The organism is Lewinellaceae bacterium (assembly GCA_020636105.1).
Lineage (GTDB): Bacteria > Bacteroidota > Bacteroidia > Chitinophagales > Saprospiraceae > BCD1.
Genome location: JACJYL010000002.1, coordinates 22,667 through 40,725 on the forward strand (window position 1 = coordinate 22,667; position 18,059 = coordinate 40,725).

An 18,059-nucleotide genomic window follows, 5' to 3' on the forward strand; every position below is an offset into this window, starting at 1 on the left:
CTGCCTGCAGACGCAGGAAGGCAGGTGTAAAACAAGGAATTTAAAACCTGCCTGCTGACGCAGGAAGGCAGGTGTAAAAGTGAGTGGGCAAAAGGTTTGGGTTTTGGAAAAAAGTCATTTTTTGTCGCAAAACACCTAACACACGACCCAAACACTTCTAAATTTTGCGGTTACTTGTTTTAAACCTTGCCTGCTGCTGCGACGGAAGGCAGGTTTTGCGGTTTATTTCTTTTGTAAAAGAAAAATCCCGAATTTAATCTGATTAGATGAAATTCGGGATGACTCATGTTCTTCATTATTGTATCACGAAACAAATTTAGTCTTCTTCCAAAAGGGCCAATGGGGTACGATCAGGAAGGAAACCGTAGATTTTTGTATCCGTATGGTAAGCGTACCATGCATACCAGTAGGAAACTACCGCCGGTAACAATTGACCGTCCTCATCCGTCATGACAAAAGATTCATTTTCTGCATTAAAGCTGATTCTCACCTTCATCCCGTTAAAGTAATCTTCGACGACGGTGTTGCTGCTCTTTAACATAGAAAACGGGTATGCTTTATATTTCCCATCCACTTCCAGCCCGATGACCTTACTCTTCAAAGGAAGTTTCTTATTGGTATAACTCACCGGGAACGGCAATTCAACCGTATTTTCAAACTCGCTGTAAGCCGCCTTGCTGTAATCAATCCCCTCACTGTTCGCCATGGAAAGCACGCTGGTTTCAGGATGCATCAATGTCCACTCTTTCCATGTAGTGTAAACCACAGGTACTTTATCCAGGTACGTTCCGGCTAAATCCCCACTCACTGCCTGCCCGGTCATCTGTCCCCACAAAGAACGGGTAGCATTATCGTAGAAAAGGGTGTTGTTGTTGAATACCATTGCGGAAACGCCGGCATCCGTGCCTTTATAAGCCTGGCCACTGTAGGTTAGGGCACTGAAAGTCACCAAAATGTTTTCTCCGCCAAAATTGTCATTGACCACCTCATGCCATGAAATGATTCGTATAGGATAGGCTTTGGCAATACCGTTATAGGTGATCCCCAGCACCATATCCTTAGCATCAAGCCATTGATCAGCCTGTAAGGAGGCTTCAAAAACCGGAGCGCTCAACGCCGGAATTCCCGTCCTTTTTTCAGCTCCCGGGTAAATCTCACTGATGGGAATTTCAAGATTGGACAGTTCAAAATAGTTCGCTGCAAAAAATTCAGGATCGTAATCCACATTTTGAGCCGTAGCCCCATGAGTGAATCCCAAGAATAAAAGCGAAAAAAGTGTCGTAATTTTCAATACAGTGTTCATAGAAAAAAATTTAGAATAGTGTTTAAAAAATAATTGTTTCAGGTGAAGCATTTTCATGCCTACCAATAACTAATTACATAAAGCGTGCCAAAAATGAAAAAGAGTATTTTGAAAGAGTTTTTTTAGCTATTTTCTGAAATAATTATGATGTAGAGCCAATTCATAATCCTATACTGCAGCGATTGCTTTTTAGCTTTGTTGCTCGAAAATCGTTGGATACTGGAATTGTTGTTGAATTTTATCTATTTTCATCTTTAACCGGGGTTGCATTTTAAAATTTATCATTTATCATTTTACATTTATCATTTTACATTCCAAAGGTCTTATCTTTGTGGAAACTAATGTACTATGAGATTTTACAAACCCCTGGTCGTTTTAACGGTCATTTACTTTATGATTGCTTCCAGATTATTCGCCACAGGGGATAGTCTGTATTACCTCCTCCCAAAGGATTCTATCATACTGACGATTGACAATGATGGCGAAAAAATATTTAACCATAAAATCGAAAAAAAACAAACCCTCTACAGCCTGGCCTATTTTTATGGCCTTTCGGTGGAAGAATTGTACTATTACAATCCCGGGCTAAAGGAAGCTACCGTCAAAATACACCAGGGTATTCGGGTGCCCATTCCCAACAGAGCCATCACCAGGTATTTACCCCAGGATGAAACCGCAATTGGGTATATCCCGGTTTATTATGTGGTAAAAAAGGGAGATACCATGTACCGGATTTCCCAGCAATTTTTCAGGCTGCCCATTGATGTACTAATGGAACGCAATCACCTGACAAACAACCAGTTAAAAACGGGACAACTATTACACGTGGGTTGGATGAACATGGGGGGCATCCCTGAGGATTACCGACAAATTACGGGTGGCCCTATGGCCAGGCGCAATTTCGCCATGAAAAAAGTTTATCTTCGCGAGTCCAATGGGAAAAAAGAACACACTGAACAGGGCGTGGCCTTTTGGCAAAAAAACAGTAAGGAAGAGTCTGATTTTTATGCCTTACACCGCACGGCTCCGGTTAACTCAGTGATCGCAGTCGAAAACCCTATGACCAAAAGAACCGTTTACGTCAAAGTCATCGGGGACATTCCGGACGCGGCCTTTGGATACGATGTTGTGGTGGTCCTTTCTCCTTTGATGGCTAAATTATTGGGGGCAAAAGATCCCCGGTTTTTTGTCCATGTGAATTACCATAAGTAAGCAGTCCGAACCTGTCCTTGTTGAGTATTTCACTGTCCATCCCCTATCGGGTTGACCCGAAATGATAAAATCCAAAATTGACCATATTTTCAAAAAGTTATCAATGCAAAAAGAAATCCAGTACTACGACAACATCCTTGAGATCATCGGCAACACCCCTTTGATCAAATTGAACAAGATCACGAAAAATATTCCTGCCCTTGTCCTGGTTAAATTTGAAACCGTAAACCCGGGACATTCCATCAAAGACCGTATGGCCCTTAAAATGGTGCTGGATGCTGAAGCACGAGGCGACCTGAAACCGGGAGGCACCATCATTGAATGCACCTCAGGCAATACCGGCATGGGACTGGCCCTGGCTGCTGCCGTCAAAGGATACAAATGTATTTTTACCACGAGTGATAAACAATCCAAGGAAAAATTCGACCTGCTCCGCGCCCATGGTGCAGAAGTCATTGTATGCCCTACCAACGTCATGCCGGAAGACCCCAGGTCCTACTATTCCGTTGCTAAAAAGCTGAGTGAAGAAATTCCTAATTCCTACTGGTGTAACCAATACGACAACCTTTCCAACCGTCAGGCTCATTACGAATCGACAGGCCCTGAAATCTGGGAACAGACTGGAGGCCGGATTACGCATATGATCGTAGGCGTAGGGACAGGAGGTACCGTTTCGGGAGTGGGCAAATACCTGAAGGAACAAAACCCCGACGTAAAAATCTGGGGAATTGACACCTACGGCTCTGTTTTCAAAAAATACCACGAAACCGGAATCTTTGATGAAAAAGAAATTTATCCCTATATCACGGAAGGAATAGGAGAAGATATCCTTCCTGCCAATGTAGATTTCTCCGTAATCGATCATTTTGAGAAGGTAACGGACAAAGACGGCGCCCTCATGGCCCGCCGTCTCGCTGAAGAAGAAGGAATGTTATTGGGGTATTCCGCAGGGTCTGCAGTGGCCGGCCTTTTGCAAATGAAGGATCAACTCACCAAAGATGACGTCGTGGTCATTGTCATCCACGACCACGGGAGCCGCTATGTGGGGAAGTTATTCAATGACGACTGGATGCGGGAACGCGGTTTTATCAACAAAGAACCCGTGGTGGCAGACATCCTCGCCAAGAAGACAGGCATCGAGTTGATTGCCGTCAAACCGGATAATACGGTGAGGGAAGCTTTTAATATTATGAAGGCAAGAGAACTTTCTCAACTCCCTGTTATGAAAGGTGAGGATATCGTAGGCTCTGTGACGGAAACCATTGTACTCAACTACCTACTCGAAAATCCAATGAAAAATACAGAAAACAAGGTCAAGGACATTATGAATGCTCCTTTTCCAATGGTAAAAGAGGATACCCGCTGCAGTGATATTCGTAAAATGATGGATAAAAATGCTCCGGCCGTAATGGTAAAAGATAAAATGGGAGCCCTCCACATTATTACCAACTACGATATTATAAAAGCAATGTAGATTAATTATTACAAAAAATTCCTACATTAGACCGCTGTTGAATACCTAAATTGGACATTTAAAACCTGACACATGAAAAAACTAGCCCTGCACTGGAAAATTCTCATAGGAATGTTATTCGGGATCATTTTCGGAATGATCATGATACAAGTAAATGGTGGAAGTGCTTTTGTGGAAGAATGGATCAAACCATTCGGAACCATATTCGTCAATTTACTTAAGCTCATCGCAGTCCCCCTTATTGTGGCTTCCCTCATTAAAGGGATTTCTGACTTGAAGGACATTTCCAAATTTTCAAAAATTGGTGGACGGACCATTCTCATTTATATCATGACAACGGTTTTAGCCATTACCGTAGGCCTTTTACTGGTAAACACTCTAAAACCAGGAGTAGGCATTTCACAGGAAACCATCGCTCAGCTCACCGAAACCTACGCCTCCAGTGACCAGGTAGCCTCCAAGATTCAGGAAGCCACCCGACAAAAAAGCAGCGGGCACCTGCAATTCCTGGTGGATATGGTTCCCGACAATGCCATAGCCGCGATGGGAGAAAATACCCGAATGTTACAGGTGATCGTGTTTACCATTCTCTTTGGACTGTGCATGCTGCTCATCAAGCCTGAAAAGTCGAAGCCACTTAAAAAATTCTTTGACTCTCTCAATGATGTGATCCTTAAAATGGTGGATCTCATTATGCTGTCGGCTCCTTATGCTGTGTTTGCGCTGCTGGCCAGTGTGGTCTCCTCTTCGGATGATCCGGCCTTATTGTACGCTTTATTAAAATATGCCCTGGTGGTCGTGGGAGGCCTGTTGGTCATGATCGTCATTTATTCGTCGATCATATTTTTTATCGTAAAAAAGAACCCATTCTGGTTCCTCCGCGAGATCAGCCCGGCTCAGTTGCTCGCCTTTTCGACAAGCTCCAGTGCTGCCACGCTGCCGGTGACCATGGAACGTGTCGAAGAACATTTAGGAGTGGACAAGGAAGTATCCAGTTTTGTACTGCCCGTGGGAGCCACCATCAACATGGATGGTACCAGCCTTTACCAAGGCGTTGCCGCTGTTTTTATTTCACAGGCCCTGGGACACCACCTCTCCTTCGGTGATCAGTTGACCATTGTCCTGACCGCACTGCTGGCCTCTATAGGATCTGCAGCAGTACCGGGCGCAGGAATGGTAATGTTGATCATCGTATTGGAAGCTATTGGCTTCCCTCCTGATAAACTGGCCATTGGCCTGGCGTTAATCTTTGCCGTTGACCGTCCGCTAGATATGTGCAGAACGGTCATCAATGTCACAGGAGACGCCACGGTCGCCATGCTGGTAGCAAAAAGCGTAGGTAAACTGGGAGAACCTCATGTGGAAGAATGGGATGATGATTATTCCCCTGATTCGAAAGAAAATTAATTGTTCAAGTAAAAATAAATAAAATGAGTTCGACACTTGGCATCGGCTCCAGAGTAAACCACCCTGCCTATGGAAAAGGAGCTGTCATTCGCCTTCATAAAGCAGCCTATGAAATTTGCTTCATGATGTATGGGATCAAACACGTAGGTTACGAATACGACAAATGGGAAGTCATTGAAGCTATTCCCGCTGAGGAAAGCATCAGCTTTTCGGAAGCAGAAAAAGCGCTCATCAAGATTCTGCAAACTTATAACGGACTGGAGGAAATCGTAGACCTTGGAGATAAATGGCTCAATGGCACCCTGATCCTTAAGCCTGAAGATCCTGATCTTAAATCCAAGGAAATGCCTATCGAAACCTTTTTTCACAAATTGGTCATGGTCCGTGACCGGCTCAGGGTCATGGAACAGCGCATCAACAGCAGTGAGCTGACAGATGAGGATAAGGTTAACCTTCAACAGTATATCACACGTATTTATGGTAGCCTGACTTCTTTCAATATACTGTTCAAGTACAAGGAAGACCATTTTACCGGAGAAAAAACAAAGTGATCCCATATTTGTTGAATGAAAGCAGGGAGTTAGGTTTTTTATCCTGATATTTGAAGCAATAAATTCATTCCTGCTTTTATCTAACCTGTTTTAACTTGAAAGGATATGTCATTGCTCAATAAATTTTTACTCCTCTCCGGAATGATCTTGCTGATCAGCGGATGCCTGGTCGTTGACCATCCGTTTACAGGACTTCCTCCCGGACCATGGAGGGCCGTTTTGAAACTGGATGGCAATTTAAATCTGCCGGAAGAAGACCTGGGGTTATTTGAAATACCGGAAATCAGGGACGAAGCCATTAAACCTGGAGAATTGCCTTTCAACTTTGAGGTCATTTACGATCCAAACAATGCTGATATCTTCAGCATTGAAATCATCAATGGGACAGAACGCCTGGTCGTCTCTCCTGACGATATTAAAATGGGATGGGATCATCGGATAGGAAAAGATACGATCACCATCAATTTCCCAATCTATGAATCCTACATAAAAGGGATCTATGCGGAAAATTACATCCAGGGGTTCTGGATAGTGACTACAAAAGAAAATTACAAAATTCCCTTTGAAGCCACATTTGGACAAAACCACCGATTTGCGAAATTGTTGGAAACTCCGGAATTTAATGTCGACGGAAAATGGGAAGTAACTTTTGAGGTAGAAACCGACTCTCCATATAAAGCCATTGGCGAATTCAAACAGGAAGGAAGTAAACTTACGGGTACATTTCTCACAGAGACCGGCGATTATCGATTCCTAGAAGGCACGGTTAGGAAAAACAATATGTTCCTGTCCTGTTTTGACGGGGCTCATGCTTTTCTCTTTGAAGCCAAAGGGATGGAGGACGGCACCTTGTCGGGACTTTTTAAATCCGGTAATCATTATCAATGCCTTTGGGAAGCAAAACGCAATCCGGATTTTGAACTTCGGGATCCCGATTCCCTGACTTTCCTGAAAGAAGGGTATGATAAGTTTGCCTTTACTTTCCCCAATACTGAAGGAAAAAGAATTTCGTTGGAAGACGAGAATCTTCAGGGCAAGGTAAAGATCATCCAGGTGATGGGAACCTGGTGCCCCAACTGCATGGATGAGACCAAATTCCTGTTGGACTTCCTGAAGGGAAACCAGAACGAAGACCTGAAGGTTATTGCCCTGGGGTTTGAAAAACATGATGAATCCCAAAACCAGGAGTTATTAAAAAAATACAAACTAAAACTGGGTATTCCCTATGAGATACTTTCTGCCGGCCCGCCGGAAAAAGCTGCAGAGGCTCTCCCCATGCTCAACCACATCATGTCCTTCCCTACCATGATCCTTATCGATAAAAAGGGACAGGTAAGAAAAATACATACGGGGTTCTCCGGTCCGGCAACCAGCGAATACCCTGCTTTTAAAAAAGACTTTGACCAAACGATTAAAATGCTTTTAGAAGAACCCTCCTAAATAAGTGAGATGCATTATCGCAGTATCGTAGAATCGTAGTATTATACCATCACAAAGTCTTCTGTTCATCACAAAGGATTGGTTTTTATCGGAAATTTTTAATTATTTCGCACCATGAAGCGGTTCAAACTTCCTTTTCCTTATTACTATGCCATTCTTGGTGGAATCCTTTTTGTGATCATTGCCACCCTGAAAAGTTATTTCCAATTGGTTTATTGGAATGAATTTGACCTGGAAAGGCTGAAAAAGCACTTCATCGTTCACGTTTTGAATTACGTATTGTGGGGACTGCTTGCCCCCATTGTTTATTACCTGGTAAAAAAGTACAGGATTTACGCCCCCGCTTCTTTCAGTGAAAAAATCAAAGCCATTGTAGTCAGTTTCCTGATGGCATCATCCCATGAGATAATATCGAATTTGGTTTACCTCGTTCCCGCCCATTATTTCGGTTTCGAACCTTTTACCAATGAAACCTGTAAATACCTTGTAAGAGCCATGCCTTCCGCACTGGTCTCAAGATTCATAGAATACTGGATCATTTATGCTTTTTTTACCGCCATTGATTTTCAAAAGCAATTCAGAGACAAACAACTCGAACTGGTGGAACTGGAAAAACAATTATCCCAGGCTGAGATGCAGGCCTTAAAATCCCAGCTGCAGCCGCATTTCCTTTTCAACACCCTCAATACTATTTCAGCCTTGATGGAGTTTAACATAAAAGGGGCTCAAAAGATCGTTTCAAATTTGGGAGGGTTACTTCGAAAAGTACTGGACAGTAATAAAGAAAACTTCACCCCATTGAGTGAAGAAATAGATTTTATCAGGAATTATCTGAATATCGAACAGGTCCGTTTCAGTGATCGGCTTGAAGTCAGGTACGATATCCGGGAAGGGGTATTAAATACCCCTGTTCCCAATTTACTGTTGCAGCCCCTTGTGGAAAATGCCATCAAGCATGGGTTTTCCAACCAGACAGGAAAAGGAATCATTGAAGTGAGCGCTAAAAAGCTGGATGAGGAATATATCCAATTGATCGTAAAAGACGATGGCATTGGATCACAAAGACCTGAAAATGAATTAATTAATTCGGGGATTGGCCTGAAAAACGTAAAGGATCGCCTCAATCTGATTTATAAATCGGATTATAAACTTGAAATTCGAACGGCCCAAAACAAAGGATTTGAGGTAATCATTTCCATTCCGGTAAAGGGACGTTCCTAAACAACCAAAAGATAAACCCTCCGTTATTATGAGAATGATCAAAACGCTGGTGGTAGATGATGAACCCTTTGCACGTGCAAGGATACTCAAATTGCTGGAAGAGTTTGATTTTATTACTGTTATCGGAGAATGTAAGAATGGTAAAGAAGCCGTTGCCCAAATCCAGAATTACAAACCGGATCTCGTTTTTCTCGACATCCAGATGCCCGATTTTAGTGGTTTTGAAGTCCTTGCCAAAAGTGAGAAGCAAAAACTTCCCTTTATCATTTTTGTCACGGCATTTAATCAATATGCACTGAAAGCTTTTGATGTAAAAGCAGTAGACTATCTGCTTAAGCCTTATGATAACGACCGTTTTGCCCAGGCATTGGAACATGCCCGGGATCAGATCATTCAAAAAGATGAGTCATTACTCCACAAGAAAATGGTCGGCCTGCTCGAGGAACATGTCCAACAACAGGAGGACATCAAATTTAAACTGGAAATAAAAGATAAAGGCAAGGTTTCCAGGATCAATGCCTTTGACATTTATTACCTTGAGGCCCAGGGCAATTATATAAAAGTTCACCTTGCCGATAAAAGTTTTATGATCCGGGAAACCCTGCAAAATATAAAATCAACCCTGGAAAAAAATACCTTTTTACAAATCCATCGCTCGGTGATGATCAATACAAATTATATTAACCAGGTCAAGTACACCGGCAATAATCAATACCAATTAATTCTAAAAAACGGCACCTCTCTCCATTCCAGCCGAAGTTACAAAACCGACATTCAAACCTACCTGAATGAAGTAGATTCGGGGGAATAAGGAAGCTTTGGAGCAGAAAACAAAGTGAAAAAGACTTTTTTTTAAGATAATTTTAAGATTTCGCCCTCTTTTTTATCCGCTCGTCACAATTCAAACCATTCATCACAAAACATTTGTACTCCATTTCATCTGTCCTTAACTTTGGTTTAAAGAAATCACCTGACTGCTTTTTAACCTTTCCGACGGGTAATTGACTGCAGTCAACAAAACACCTGACATGCAAAAGTATTACACAACCATCGCTTCACTGTTATTGGTGATGATCCTGCCCTTTGCCGGGATCAGCCAAACACAATTAACCACTACACCACGTGCCAGTCAAAAGGCGGCAACCATGCAACGAATCGGCCTGGCGGACATCACTGTAACCTATCATCGTCCCGCTGCCAAAGATCGTGAGATATGGGGAAAACTGGTTCCCTATGGCACGGTTTGGAGAGCCGGGGCCAATGAAAATACCACCATCGAATTCAGCCGGGATGTAAAAATTGAGGGAAAGCCTATCAGTGCCGGAATTTATGGCCTACACCTCATTCCTGAAGCAACAAAATGCACGGTTATTTTTTCCAACAATAGTACTTCCTGGGGAAGTTTCACCTACAATCCTGCAGAGGATGCACTTCGGGTAGAGGGCCGGTTGGTGCCTACAAAACACGATTATGAACTGGTGACCTTTGAATTTGAAGAGGTTCAGAGATCCTCTGCCGTGTGCAACCTCAAGTGGGGCAACAAAAAAGTGGCCTTCACCATTGAATCCGAGGTGGACCATGATGCCATTGCCAGTCTGAGAAACGAACTCAGGGATCGTCCCGGTTTCAGCTGGCAGGGATATAATGAGGCCGCTGCCTATTGCCTGCAAAATGAAGTGAACCTCCAGGAGGGCCTGCAATGGGCCACCCAATCTGTTTTCATGAATCCCAACCCCATAAATTTGAGGACCAAAGCGCTTTTGACAGGAAAGATAAATGGACAGGGAAATAAAACTGAAGCACTAAATCAAAGCATCGCTTCTTTTACCAATGATCTCAACAATCAGCCCTGTACCTGGAAAGAATGGAATGCAGCAGCAACCTTTGCCAGCCAGAATAAAGCCTACGACGAAGCCCTTGCCTTTGTCGAAAAATCTATCGACATGAATCCAAATATGACCAATATGATGGCAAAGGTGAATATTTTGGAAGCCAAAGGAGATGAAAAAATGGCCATGAAAGTAAAAAAAGAAGCCATTTCAAAGGGATCTAATGCAGAATTGAACAATTACGGTTATCAGTTGATGTTCGGTGGAAAAATCAATGAAGCCGTAGAAATCTTTGAAGCCAACACGGAAAAAAATCCCAAGGATCCCAATGCATGGGACAGCCTTGCGGAAGGATATAAAAATAAAGGCGATAAGGAAAATGCCATCAAAGCCTGTAAAAAAAGCCTTTCACTGAATCCCCAGCCAAACGTAAAAGCCAATACACTGAATACACTGCGCAGCCTCGGGGTAGATACCGATGACATGTAAGTTCAGTTAACCATAAAAATATATAAAATTAATGATGATGTGGCATGGCGGTTTGATCCTAAGGGATTGAACCGCCTTTTTTTGTTAAAAATATTTCCCCTTCCGTACCATAGCTTTTCACCAAAATAAAATGTGCCACTCACCTGTCAGTAAGTGGCACCTTTACATAAGCCAGTAAATAATTATTCTTAATACGGTCGACCCTGATTTTGTAGACGCTTAGTTTATTTTTTCATTTTTTCTGATGGCTAAAAAAAAGAGTGCAACGCCAAAAATTACAATTCAGGCTCCACCCTGGTAATTTCCCCTTCCGGACATCTGCCTGTTGCACTCCTTAAATTATCATTTAACCTTTTTTTTAAAAAACATTGCCCGCGTTTTTGGATTACTCCGATTACTTGCGAAATTTATCCTTATCAATTCAACCCGGGCAATGATTCACAAATCATAATATCACCTGAACATATAAAAAACAATTACCATGCCAAAAATAAAATCCTTACACTTCACCTTGCTTTTGGCCTTTATTTTCGGGGCTTTCGCGTGTAAAAAAAATTTTCCTGCCCCTCCCTATGAAGCCACCAAAAGTATGGTAAGTGACTCGGCAATGGTCGTTTCGGCCCACCCTTTAGCTACTACGGCAGGAGTCGATATCTTAAGAAAAGGAGGTAATGCCATTGACGCTGCGATTGCCGTTCAATTTGCCCTGGCGGTGGTTTATCCCCGGGCTGGCAACATTGGTGGTGGTGGATTTTTGGTTTACAGATCCAATACAGGACAAACCGCAGCCCTTGATTACCGGGAAAAAGCACCCCAAAAAGCTGGGCGAGACATGTACCTTGACGAACAAGGCAACGTCATTGAGAATATGAGTACTTTAGGACATTGGGCAGTCGGTGTCCCGGGTACGGTTGCCGGTATGGTTGCGGCCCATGAAAAGTACGGGAAACTCCCCATGGAAACACTCCTGGCTCCCGCCATTGAACTCGCTAAAAACGGGTTTGGAATCACTGAGCAGGAAGCCAACCGTTTGAACGAATTCCAGGAAGCGTTCAAGAAAGTGAATGATAAACCCAATGCATTCATCCGTCCAAACTGGAAAGCCGGTGACCTGCTGGTTCAGTCGCAACTCGCAAAAACGCTCGAACGCATCAGGGATCTTGGCATGGCAGGGTTTTACGAAGGGCAAACCGCCCAAAAAATTGTGGATGAAATTCAAAGCGGCGGCGGTATTATCAGTTTACAGGATCTGAAGGATTATCGGGCCGTCTGGAGAGATCCCATCATAGAAACCTATAAAAACTATAAAATCATTTCAATGCCCCCTCCCTCCAGCGGAGGAGTCGCCTTGGCACAACTCCTCAAAATGATTGAACCCTATCCGATTGAATTGCTTGGATTCCACTCCAAAGAGACCATTCACCTCATGGCGGAGGCTGAAAGAAGGGTGTATTCGGATCGGGCAAAACACTTAGGGGATATAGACTTTTATGAGGTTCCAATGGAACAATTGCTGGATAGTTTTTATCTGGCTGGCAGGATGAGTGATTTTTCAATGGATTCCGCTACCATCAGCAACACTGTGAACGCGGGTAATTTTAATATGCTCAAGGAGAGCTTTGAAACCACCCATACTTCAATTGTTGATCGGGAAGGCAATGCCACTTCCGTCACCACCACCTTAAACTCCAATTACGGCAGCAAAGTAGTAGTGGATGGGGCCGGATTTTTTCTCAACAACGAAATGGATGACTTTAGTATAAAACCCGGGGTGCCCAATCAATTTGGCTTATTGGGAGCAGAAGCCAATGCCATTCAACCCGGCAAAAGAATGCTGAGTTCGATGACCCCTACCATATTTGAAAAAAATGGAAAATTGTTTATGGTCGCTGGTACGCCGGGAGGTTCGACGATCATTACCGCCGTTTTCCAGGTCTTTGTCAATGTGGCCGAGTTCCATATGCCCCTGGATCAGGCCATTGAAGCCAAAAGATTTCACCACCAATGGCTGCCCGATGAGATCCTTATTGAAGAAGGCAGCCTGACAGACCAGCAAAAATCTGACCTTGCTGCTCTGGGGCACCAATTCAGGGAAGTCAAATACATGGCCATCGTAAAAGCGATTCAGGTGCTGGATAATGGCCGGCTCCAGGGCTGCGGCGACCCCAGGAACCCGGATGATACGGCAAAAGGATATTAAAAGGGAAAAGGCTATTAAAAGGGAAAAGACTAAAGATTAAAGGCTAAAAAATAGTATCACAAAATAAAAAGAGCTTTGAAGAAATAAATCTCCAAAGCTCTTTTTGTTTTGTCTTGATCCTTGAAACTATTGTCTGACCGGTATGAATTTTTTACCGGTTTCAAAAGCTTTTTGAATGATGCGAACATCAAGGAACAAGGCATCACTGCTATTGTTCTCTTGTTCTAATTCATCCGCTTCAACATATTCTGAATTGCGGAGCATCGTTCCTTTTTCGCTTGCTTCAGGTTGTTGAGTATTCAGGTATATGGTACAGTAAATACTTACAACGGCAAGAACCAAATAGAGTGCGTGTTTAGCGTTAACGTTTTTCATTACTTTCAGGTGACTAATTTTTTTGACATAACCAAAAGTCTCGTAAAAATAACACTTTTCTACGAAAAGTATATCATAAATCGACAACTGGAATGGTTTTCGCTATAAAGACGATTTAAAAGAAAAAAGGTTGCAATGAAATGGGAATAATTTCAATAAAATTCGACTATTTTTTGCCTTAGAGATTTGATGAAAATAAATTGACATATTTGCCACCGCTTACCCCGTCCCTAAAAGGAGTCATCCCCCAATAGGTCAATTTATTTTTAAAGTGTTCCTTATAAATTTACTAGACTTTGGACGCAGGCTGCTTTTTAGAAAAAAGTTTTTGAGCTCCAATCAATCCTACAACTCGTTGATAATCAATTAAAAGTGACATAATAATAAAATTATAGTTTCCTATATGAGAATTTTATTTTTTCGACTTTCTGCAATCTTTATAATTGCTCTAAAGTAAAAAAATAAAATAAAAAACATTTAAATAACTGTTAATCAATTACTTATTAAAATTAAATATATTGCTAGGTCGCAGTTCTATTTTGTGCCATTATTCAAACATTTGCGCAAAAAATTCTACATTCTATACCTAGCTATAGTATATACACAAATGTTTCTTTTGGGTATATATTATTCAACCCTTTCAGGGTTGCCAAATTTATTTTATTAAACAATGGATTACATCCATTGCCATTAATATTGATTCCCTTTCGGGAAGTAATGAGAAACGAATTAATTGGATTATTCTGTAAAAAAAATCCCCAACGGGGATAAATCTCAATTAACACAGTATGAAATGCTGTGTTAAAACAATATCTGCAGGCAACCCTGAAATGGGTTGTATTTTATTGTATCCTAAAAATTTATAGTATATACGGTAGACGACGTCAGGAGGCAGGTAATGAAATGGAAACATTTCCAAATTTGCCTACCCTTTCACTTTGGGCACATTTTAGAACTGCGCCCTATTGGTTTACGTCCAAAGTCTAGTTATAAATTTAATTCCTCTTTGAGGGATGCCGGACCCAAATGCAACCAAATGTTAATTTTTATCATTTTTTACGCATTGGACATTTAATTCGTTAAAAATTCATGCAAAATCCCAACCTATTTTAAAAATTAAAGCTCTCATTAACTGGGCAGATGAATGAGTTTGTCCGAAAACAACTAAAACAACCTATTTTTTATGCAAAAAAGATTCTACGCGCTCCTGTTGTTTTTTTGGACCACAGGACTGTTCTCTCAAAATTTCACCATTAGCGGTTACATTGAAGAAGCTTCTTCCGGGGAAAAACTGATTTCCGCCAACATTTTCGATCTAAAATCCGGGAAAGGTACCGTCACCAACACCTATGGTTTTTACAGCCTCACCCTTCCAAAGGATTCGGTTGAACTCACCTTTTCCTATATTGGTTACCAATCAAAAACCATCAAATTTTTTCTTAACAAAGATGAGACTTATCTCATCAAACTCGAGCCCATCCTGGAACTGGGTGAAATAGAAATCATCGGGGAAAGAGTCGAAAAAATTGAAGAGTCGAGCCAGATGAGCCAGGTGGATATCCCGGTCGAGCAGATCAAAAAGCTCCCTGCACTTTTAGGCGAAGTGGACGTTCTCAAAACCTTACAACTGCTGCCGGGGGTTCAATCCGGTGGAGAAGGCCAAAGCGGTTTATATGTCCGTGGAGGAAGTCCGGATCAAAACCTGGTGCTGCTCGACGGGGTGCCCGTGTATAACGTTTCGCACCTGCTGGGCATTTTTTCTGTTTTTAACGCCGATGCCATCAAAAATGTAACGCTGACCAAAGGAGGGTTCCCGGCACGTTTCGGTGGGCGATTGTCATCGGTGATTGAAATCAACATGAAAGAAGGAAATATGGAAGAATTTCATGGAGAAGGCTCCATTGGTCTCATTTCTTCCAAATTCACCCTGGAAGGACCTATCAAAAAAGGAAAAACCTCGTTCCTTCTTTCAGGAAGACGCACCTATGCTGATTTGATCTTCCGGCCGTTTATCAATGCCCTGGCCAGTTCAGAAGGGATAAAATCCAAACTCAAAGCCCACTTTTATGATCTCAATGTAAAAGTACAGCACAAGTTTAACGATAAACACAGGCTTTTTCTCAGCGTCTATTCGGGAGCCGATGTGTTTTACAATAAATTTGAAGAGGATCAGGATGTCTTTGAAGGAGGAATTGACTGGGGCAATGCCATTGCGGCCCTCAGATGGAACTACCAGATCAACAACAAGCTTTTTGCCAATACCACGGTAACCTACAGCAATTACGATATCAACTTCCTGGCCGCCACCGAATTCAATGACGGCGATTTTACCGAAAAATTTTCGGCAAAATACCTCTCCGGAATAGAAGACGTCGCCGCGAAAGTAGATTTTGATTTCATCCCGATACCCAACCACTACATCCGTTTCGGTGGCAGTGCCACACACCACACTTATCGTCCGGGCGCACTAACGCTCAAAGGCAGTGATGGCACCTTTGAAATCGACACCCTTATTGGTTCACAAAACGCGTATTCCATGGAATACAGCACGTATTTCGAGGATGATATCAGGCTTGGTGCATTAAAAGCCAATATCGGGGTTCATGCCTCTGCTTTTAATACGGAAGGAAAATGGTACACCTCTCTTCAACCACGCATCGGATTACGTTACCTGCTCAGCAATAACCTGGCGATCAAAGCCTCCTATGCAGCCATGACGCAGTACATTAACCTGCTCACATTTGAAGGACTCAGCCTGCCCTCTGACCTTTGGCTGCCCAGTACTAAGTTGATTAAACCGCAAACTTCATGGCAAGCCGCCTTTGGGCTGGCCCGTACCTTTGGCAGTAAATACGAAGTGAGTGTTGAAGGGTTTTATAAAGAAATGAACAATGTTGTGTCCTACAAGGAAGGCGCCAGCTTCCTTTTCGGGTTGGAAAATGACTGGCAGGATAAAGTCACCCAGGGCAACGGCCAATCTTACGGACTCGAAGTTTTCCTGCAAAAAAAGAAAGGCCGTACCACCGGTTGGATCGGCTACACCCTGAGCTGGAATTACCGACAGTTTGACGAATTAAATGGCGGCAAAGCTTATCCTTTTCGCTACGACCGAAGACACGACATCTCTGTTGTCGTAAGCCATGAATTAACTGATAACATCTCTATTTCCGGAGCATGGGTTTACGGCACCGGAAATGCCGTTACCCTTAATGTTTTCAGGTACCCTGTCGATGTGGACGGTTATTGGGATGGGGGAAACACTTCCTGGCTTTATTTTCGGGAAGTAGAATCAGGAGGACAGAAAAATGCCTTCAGGATGACCGATTATCACCGGCTGGATTTTAGCATTGAATTTAGAAAACAAAAACCAAAATACCTGCGCCATTGGACGGTAGGAGTTTACAATGCCTACAACCATAAAAATCCTTATTTTATGATAGCCTCATCGGATTATAATCCGGATACCGGTACTTCGACCCGGAAATTCAAGGAAATCAGTATTTTACCCATTATCCCTTCCGTTTCATACGGCATAAAATTTTAAAGGGTTCATTTTAAATGCTTAAAAACTAACAACATGAAATTCATACTCAATATATTAACTGCTTTTGTTTTGCCCGGTTTTATGATCTTAGGGCTTACGGCCTGCGATGAAGATACTTTTTCACAGGTCGTAGAAGTTGAAATCCCCGAACACAGATCGGCCGTAGTGTTGAACGGATTTTGGTTCAGTCAGGATTCTTTGTTGGACATGCTGGTTTCCAACAGCCTGAGCATCCTGGACAATTCAGACTTTACAGTGCCACAAGACGCTGACGTGAAATTGTACAAAAACGGAAACCTATTAGGCAACCTGACCCTGAACCAGGAAATTTTCAAATACCAGATGCCCCTCAATGAATCGCTGGGTGCTGAGGGAGCCACCTATAAAATCGAGGCCGTATTTGGGGATCTCGAGCCGGTAAGTGTGGAACAAACCATGCCCGGTTTGGTTGAGATCAAAGAAGCCAAATACCAGCCGGAGGGTACTTTTGACCCAACAGGGGAAAAGGTGGATGAATTTTCCATCACTTTTAACGACCCTCCGGGAGAAGAGAATTATTATCTGTTTCGCGCCTCAACCATTGAACAATACGAAGATTGGAACGGAGACACTATTACCTACAGGAACTACATCTATCTCGATTCCAATGACCCCATCGCCGAATACAGCGAAAAGGGTCTCATTTTTTCTGACAAGGCTTTTAATGGCAATGAATACACCATCAAAGGGTGGAATTACAGTTGGTGGGAGCAGGTGGAGAAATTTGAAATGGAACTCGTGAGCATCAGCAAAGACGGGTATTTATACCTCAGGTCCCTTGAAAATTATAACAATGCCGAAGGCAACCCTTTCGCTCAGCCTGCAACGGTTTATAGCAATATTCAAAACGGGTACGGAATTTTTGCGTTGGGAGCCTCAGATAAAGTATTGATTTACAGATAAAACGCAGCGTTTTTTCATAAAAAAAGAATCCCGAATACTCGAATGTGGAGCAATCGGGATTCTTTTTTATGC

Annotated in this window: 13 protein-coding genes; 11 read left to right on the forward strand and 2 right to left on the reverse strand. The window is 42.6% G+C overall.

Translation table 11 applies throughout. The features are described from left to right. Positions 1 to 316: 316 nt before the first annotated feature. Positions 317 to 1,303 carry a DUF3179 domain-containing protein gene (locus H6571_17530; protein MCB9325545.1) on the reverse strand — a complete coding sequence of 329 codons (987 nt, stop codon included), beginning with the start codon at positions 1,301 to 1,303 and terminating at the stop codon, positions 317 to 319. Positions 1,304 to 1,651: 348 nt separating this feature from the next. Between H6571_17530 and H6571_17535 the strand changes: the two genes are divergently transcribed. From H6571_17535 to ggt, 9 genes are all read left to right on the forward strand, one after another. Next, a complete protein-coding gene (locus H6571_17535; protein MCB9325546.1) occupies positions 1,652 to 2,515 on the forward strand; it encodes a LysM peptidoglycan-binding domain-containing protein in 864 nt (287 codons plus the stop codon). A 103-nt stretch (positions 2,516 to 2,618) separates the two neighbouring features. Then, entirely contained in the window at positions 2,619 to 3,989 is a 1,371-nt protein-coding gene (locus H6571_17540) for a pyridoxal-phosphate dependent enzyme (protein MCB9325547.1), read from the forward strand. Between the two features lie 72 nt (positions 3,990 to 4,061). Beyond that, positions 4,062 to 5,396, forward strand: a complete 1,335-nt coding sequence (locus H6571_17545) for a dicarboxylate/amino acid:cation symporter (GenBank protein MCB9325548.1) — start codon at positions 4,062 to 4,064, stop codon at positions 5,394 to 5,396. 23 nt (positions 5,397 to 5,419) lie between these two features. After that, positions 5,420 to 5,947 carry a hypothetical protein gene (locus tag H6571_17550; GenBank protein MCB9325549.1) on the forward strand — a complete coding sequence of 176 codons (528 nt, stop codon included), beginning with the start codon at positions 5,420 to 5,422 and terminating at the stop codon, positions 5,945 to 5,947. Positions 5,948 to 6,052: 105 nt separating this feature from the next. Further along, positions 6,053 to 7,387 carry a TlpA family protein disulfide reductase gene (locus tag H6571_17555; GenBank protein MCB9325550.1) on the forward strand — a complete coding sequence of 445 codons (1,335 nt, stop codon included), beginning with the start codon at positions 6,053 to 6,055 and terminating at the stop codon, positions 7,385 to 7,387. A gap of 114 nt (positions 7,388 to 7,501) precedes the next feature. Continuing rightward, on the forward strand, positions 7,502 to 8,608 hold the full coding sequence (locus H6571_17560; protein ID MCB9325551.1) for a histidine kinase: 1,107 nt from the start codon (positions 7,502 to 7,504) through the stop codon (positions 8,606 to 8,608). A 28-nt stretch (positions 8,609 to 8,636) separates the two neighbouring features. Beyond that, positions 8,637 to 9,419 (forward strand): response regulator transcription factor, encoded by a 783-nt coding sequence (locus tag H6571_17565; GenBank protein MCB9325552.1) that lies wholly within the window; start codon positions 8,637 to 8,639, stop codon positions 9,417 to 9,419. Positions 9,420 to 9,636: 217 nt separating this feature from the next. Beyond that, positions 9,637 to 10,926 carry a DUF2911 domain-containing protein gene (locus H6571_17570; protein MCB9325553.1) on the forward strand — a complete coding sequence of 430 codons (1,290 nt, stop codon included), beginning with the start codon at positions 9,637 to 9,639 and terminating at the stop codon, positions 10,924 to 10,926. Between the two features lie 481 nt (positions 10,927 to 11,407). After that, positions 11,408 to 13,126, forward strand: coding sequence for a gamma-glutamyltransferase (gene ggt, locus H6571_17575; GenBank protein ID MCB9325554.1), 1,719 nt, complete (start codon positions 11,408 to 11,410; stop codon positions 13,124 to 13,126). A 126-nt stretch (positions 13,127 to 13,252) separates the two neighbouring features. On the opposite strand, the gene H6571_17580 is transcribed toward ggt, so the two are convergent. Then, complete coding sequence (locus H6571_17580) at positions 13,253 to 13,588, reverse strand: hypothetical protein (GenBank protein MCB9325555.1); 336 nt, start codon at positions 13,586 to 13,588, stop codon at positions 13,253 to 13,255. A 1,096-nt stretch (positions 13,589 to 14,684) separates the two neighbouring features. Between H6571_17580 and H6571_17585 the strand changes: the two genes are divergently transcribed. Next, on the forward strand, positions 14,685 to 17,045 hold the full coding sequence (locus tag H6571_17585) for a carboxypeptidase-like regulatory domain-containing protein (GenBank protein MCB9325556.1): 2,361 nt from the start codon (positions 14,685 to 14,687) through the stop codon (positions 17,043 to 17,045). A gap of 33 nt (positions 17,046 to 17,078) precedes the next feature. Next, a complete protein-coding gene (locus H6571_17590) occupies positions 17,079 to 17,987 on the forward strand; it encodes a DUF4249 domain-containing protein (protein MCB9325557.1) in 909 nt (302 codons plus the stop codon). The last annotated feature ends 72 nt before the right edge of the window (positions 17,988 to 18,059 follow it).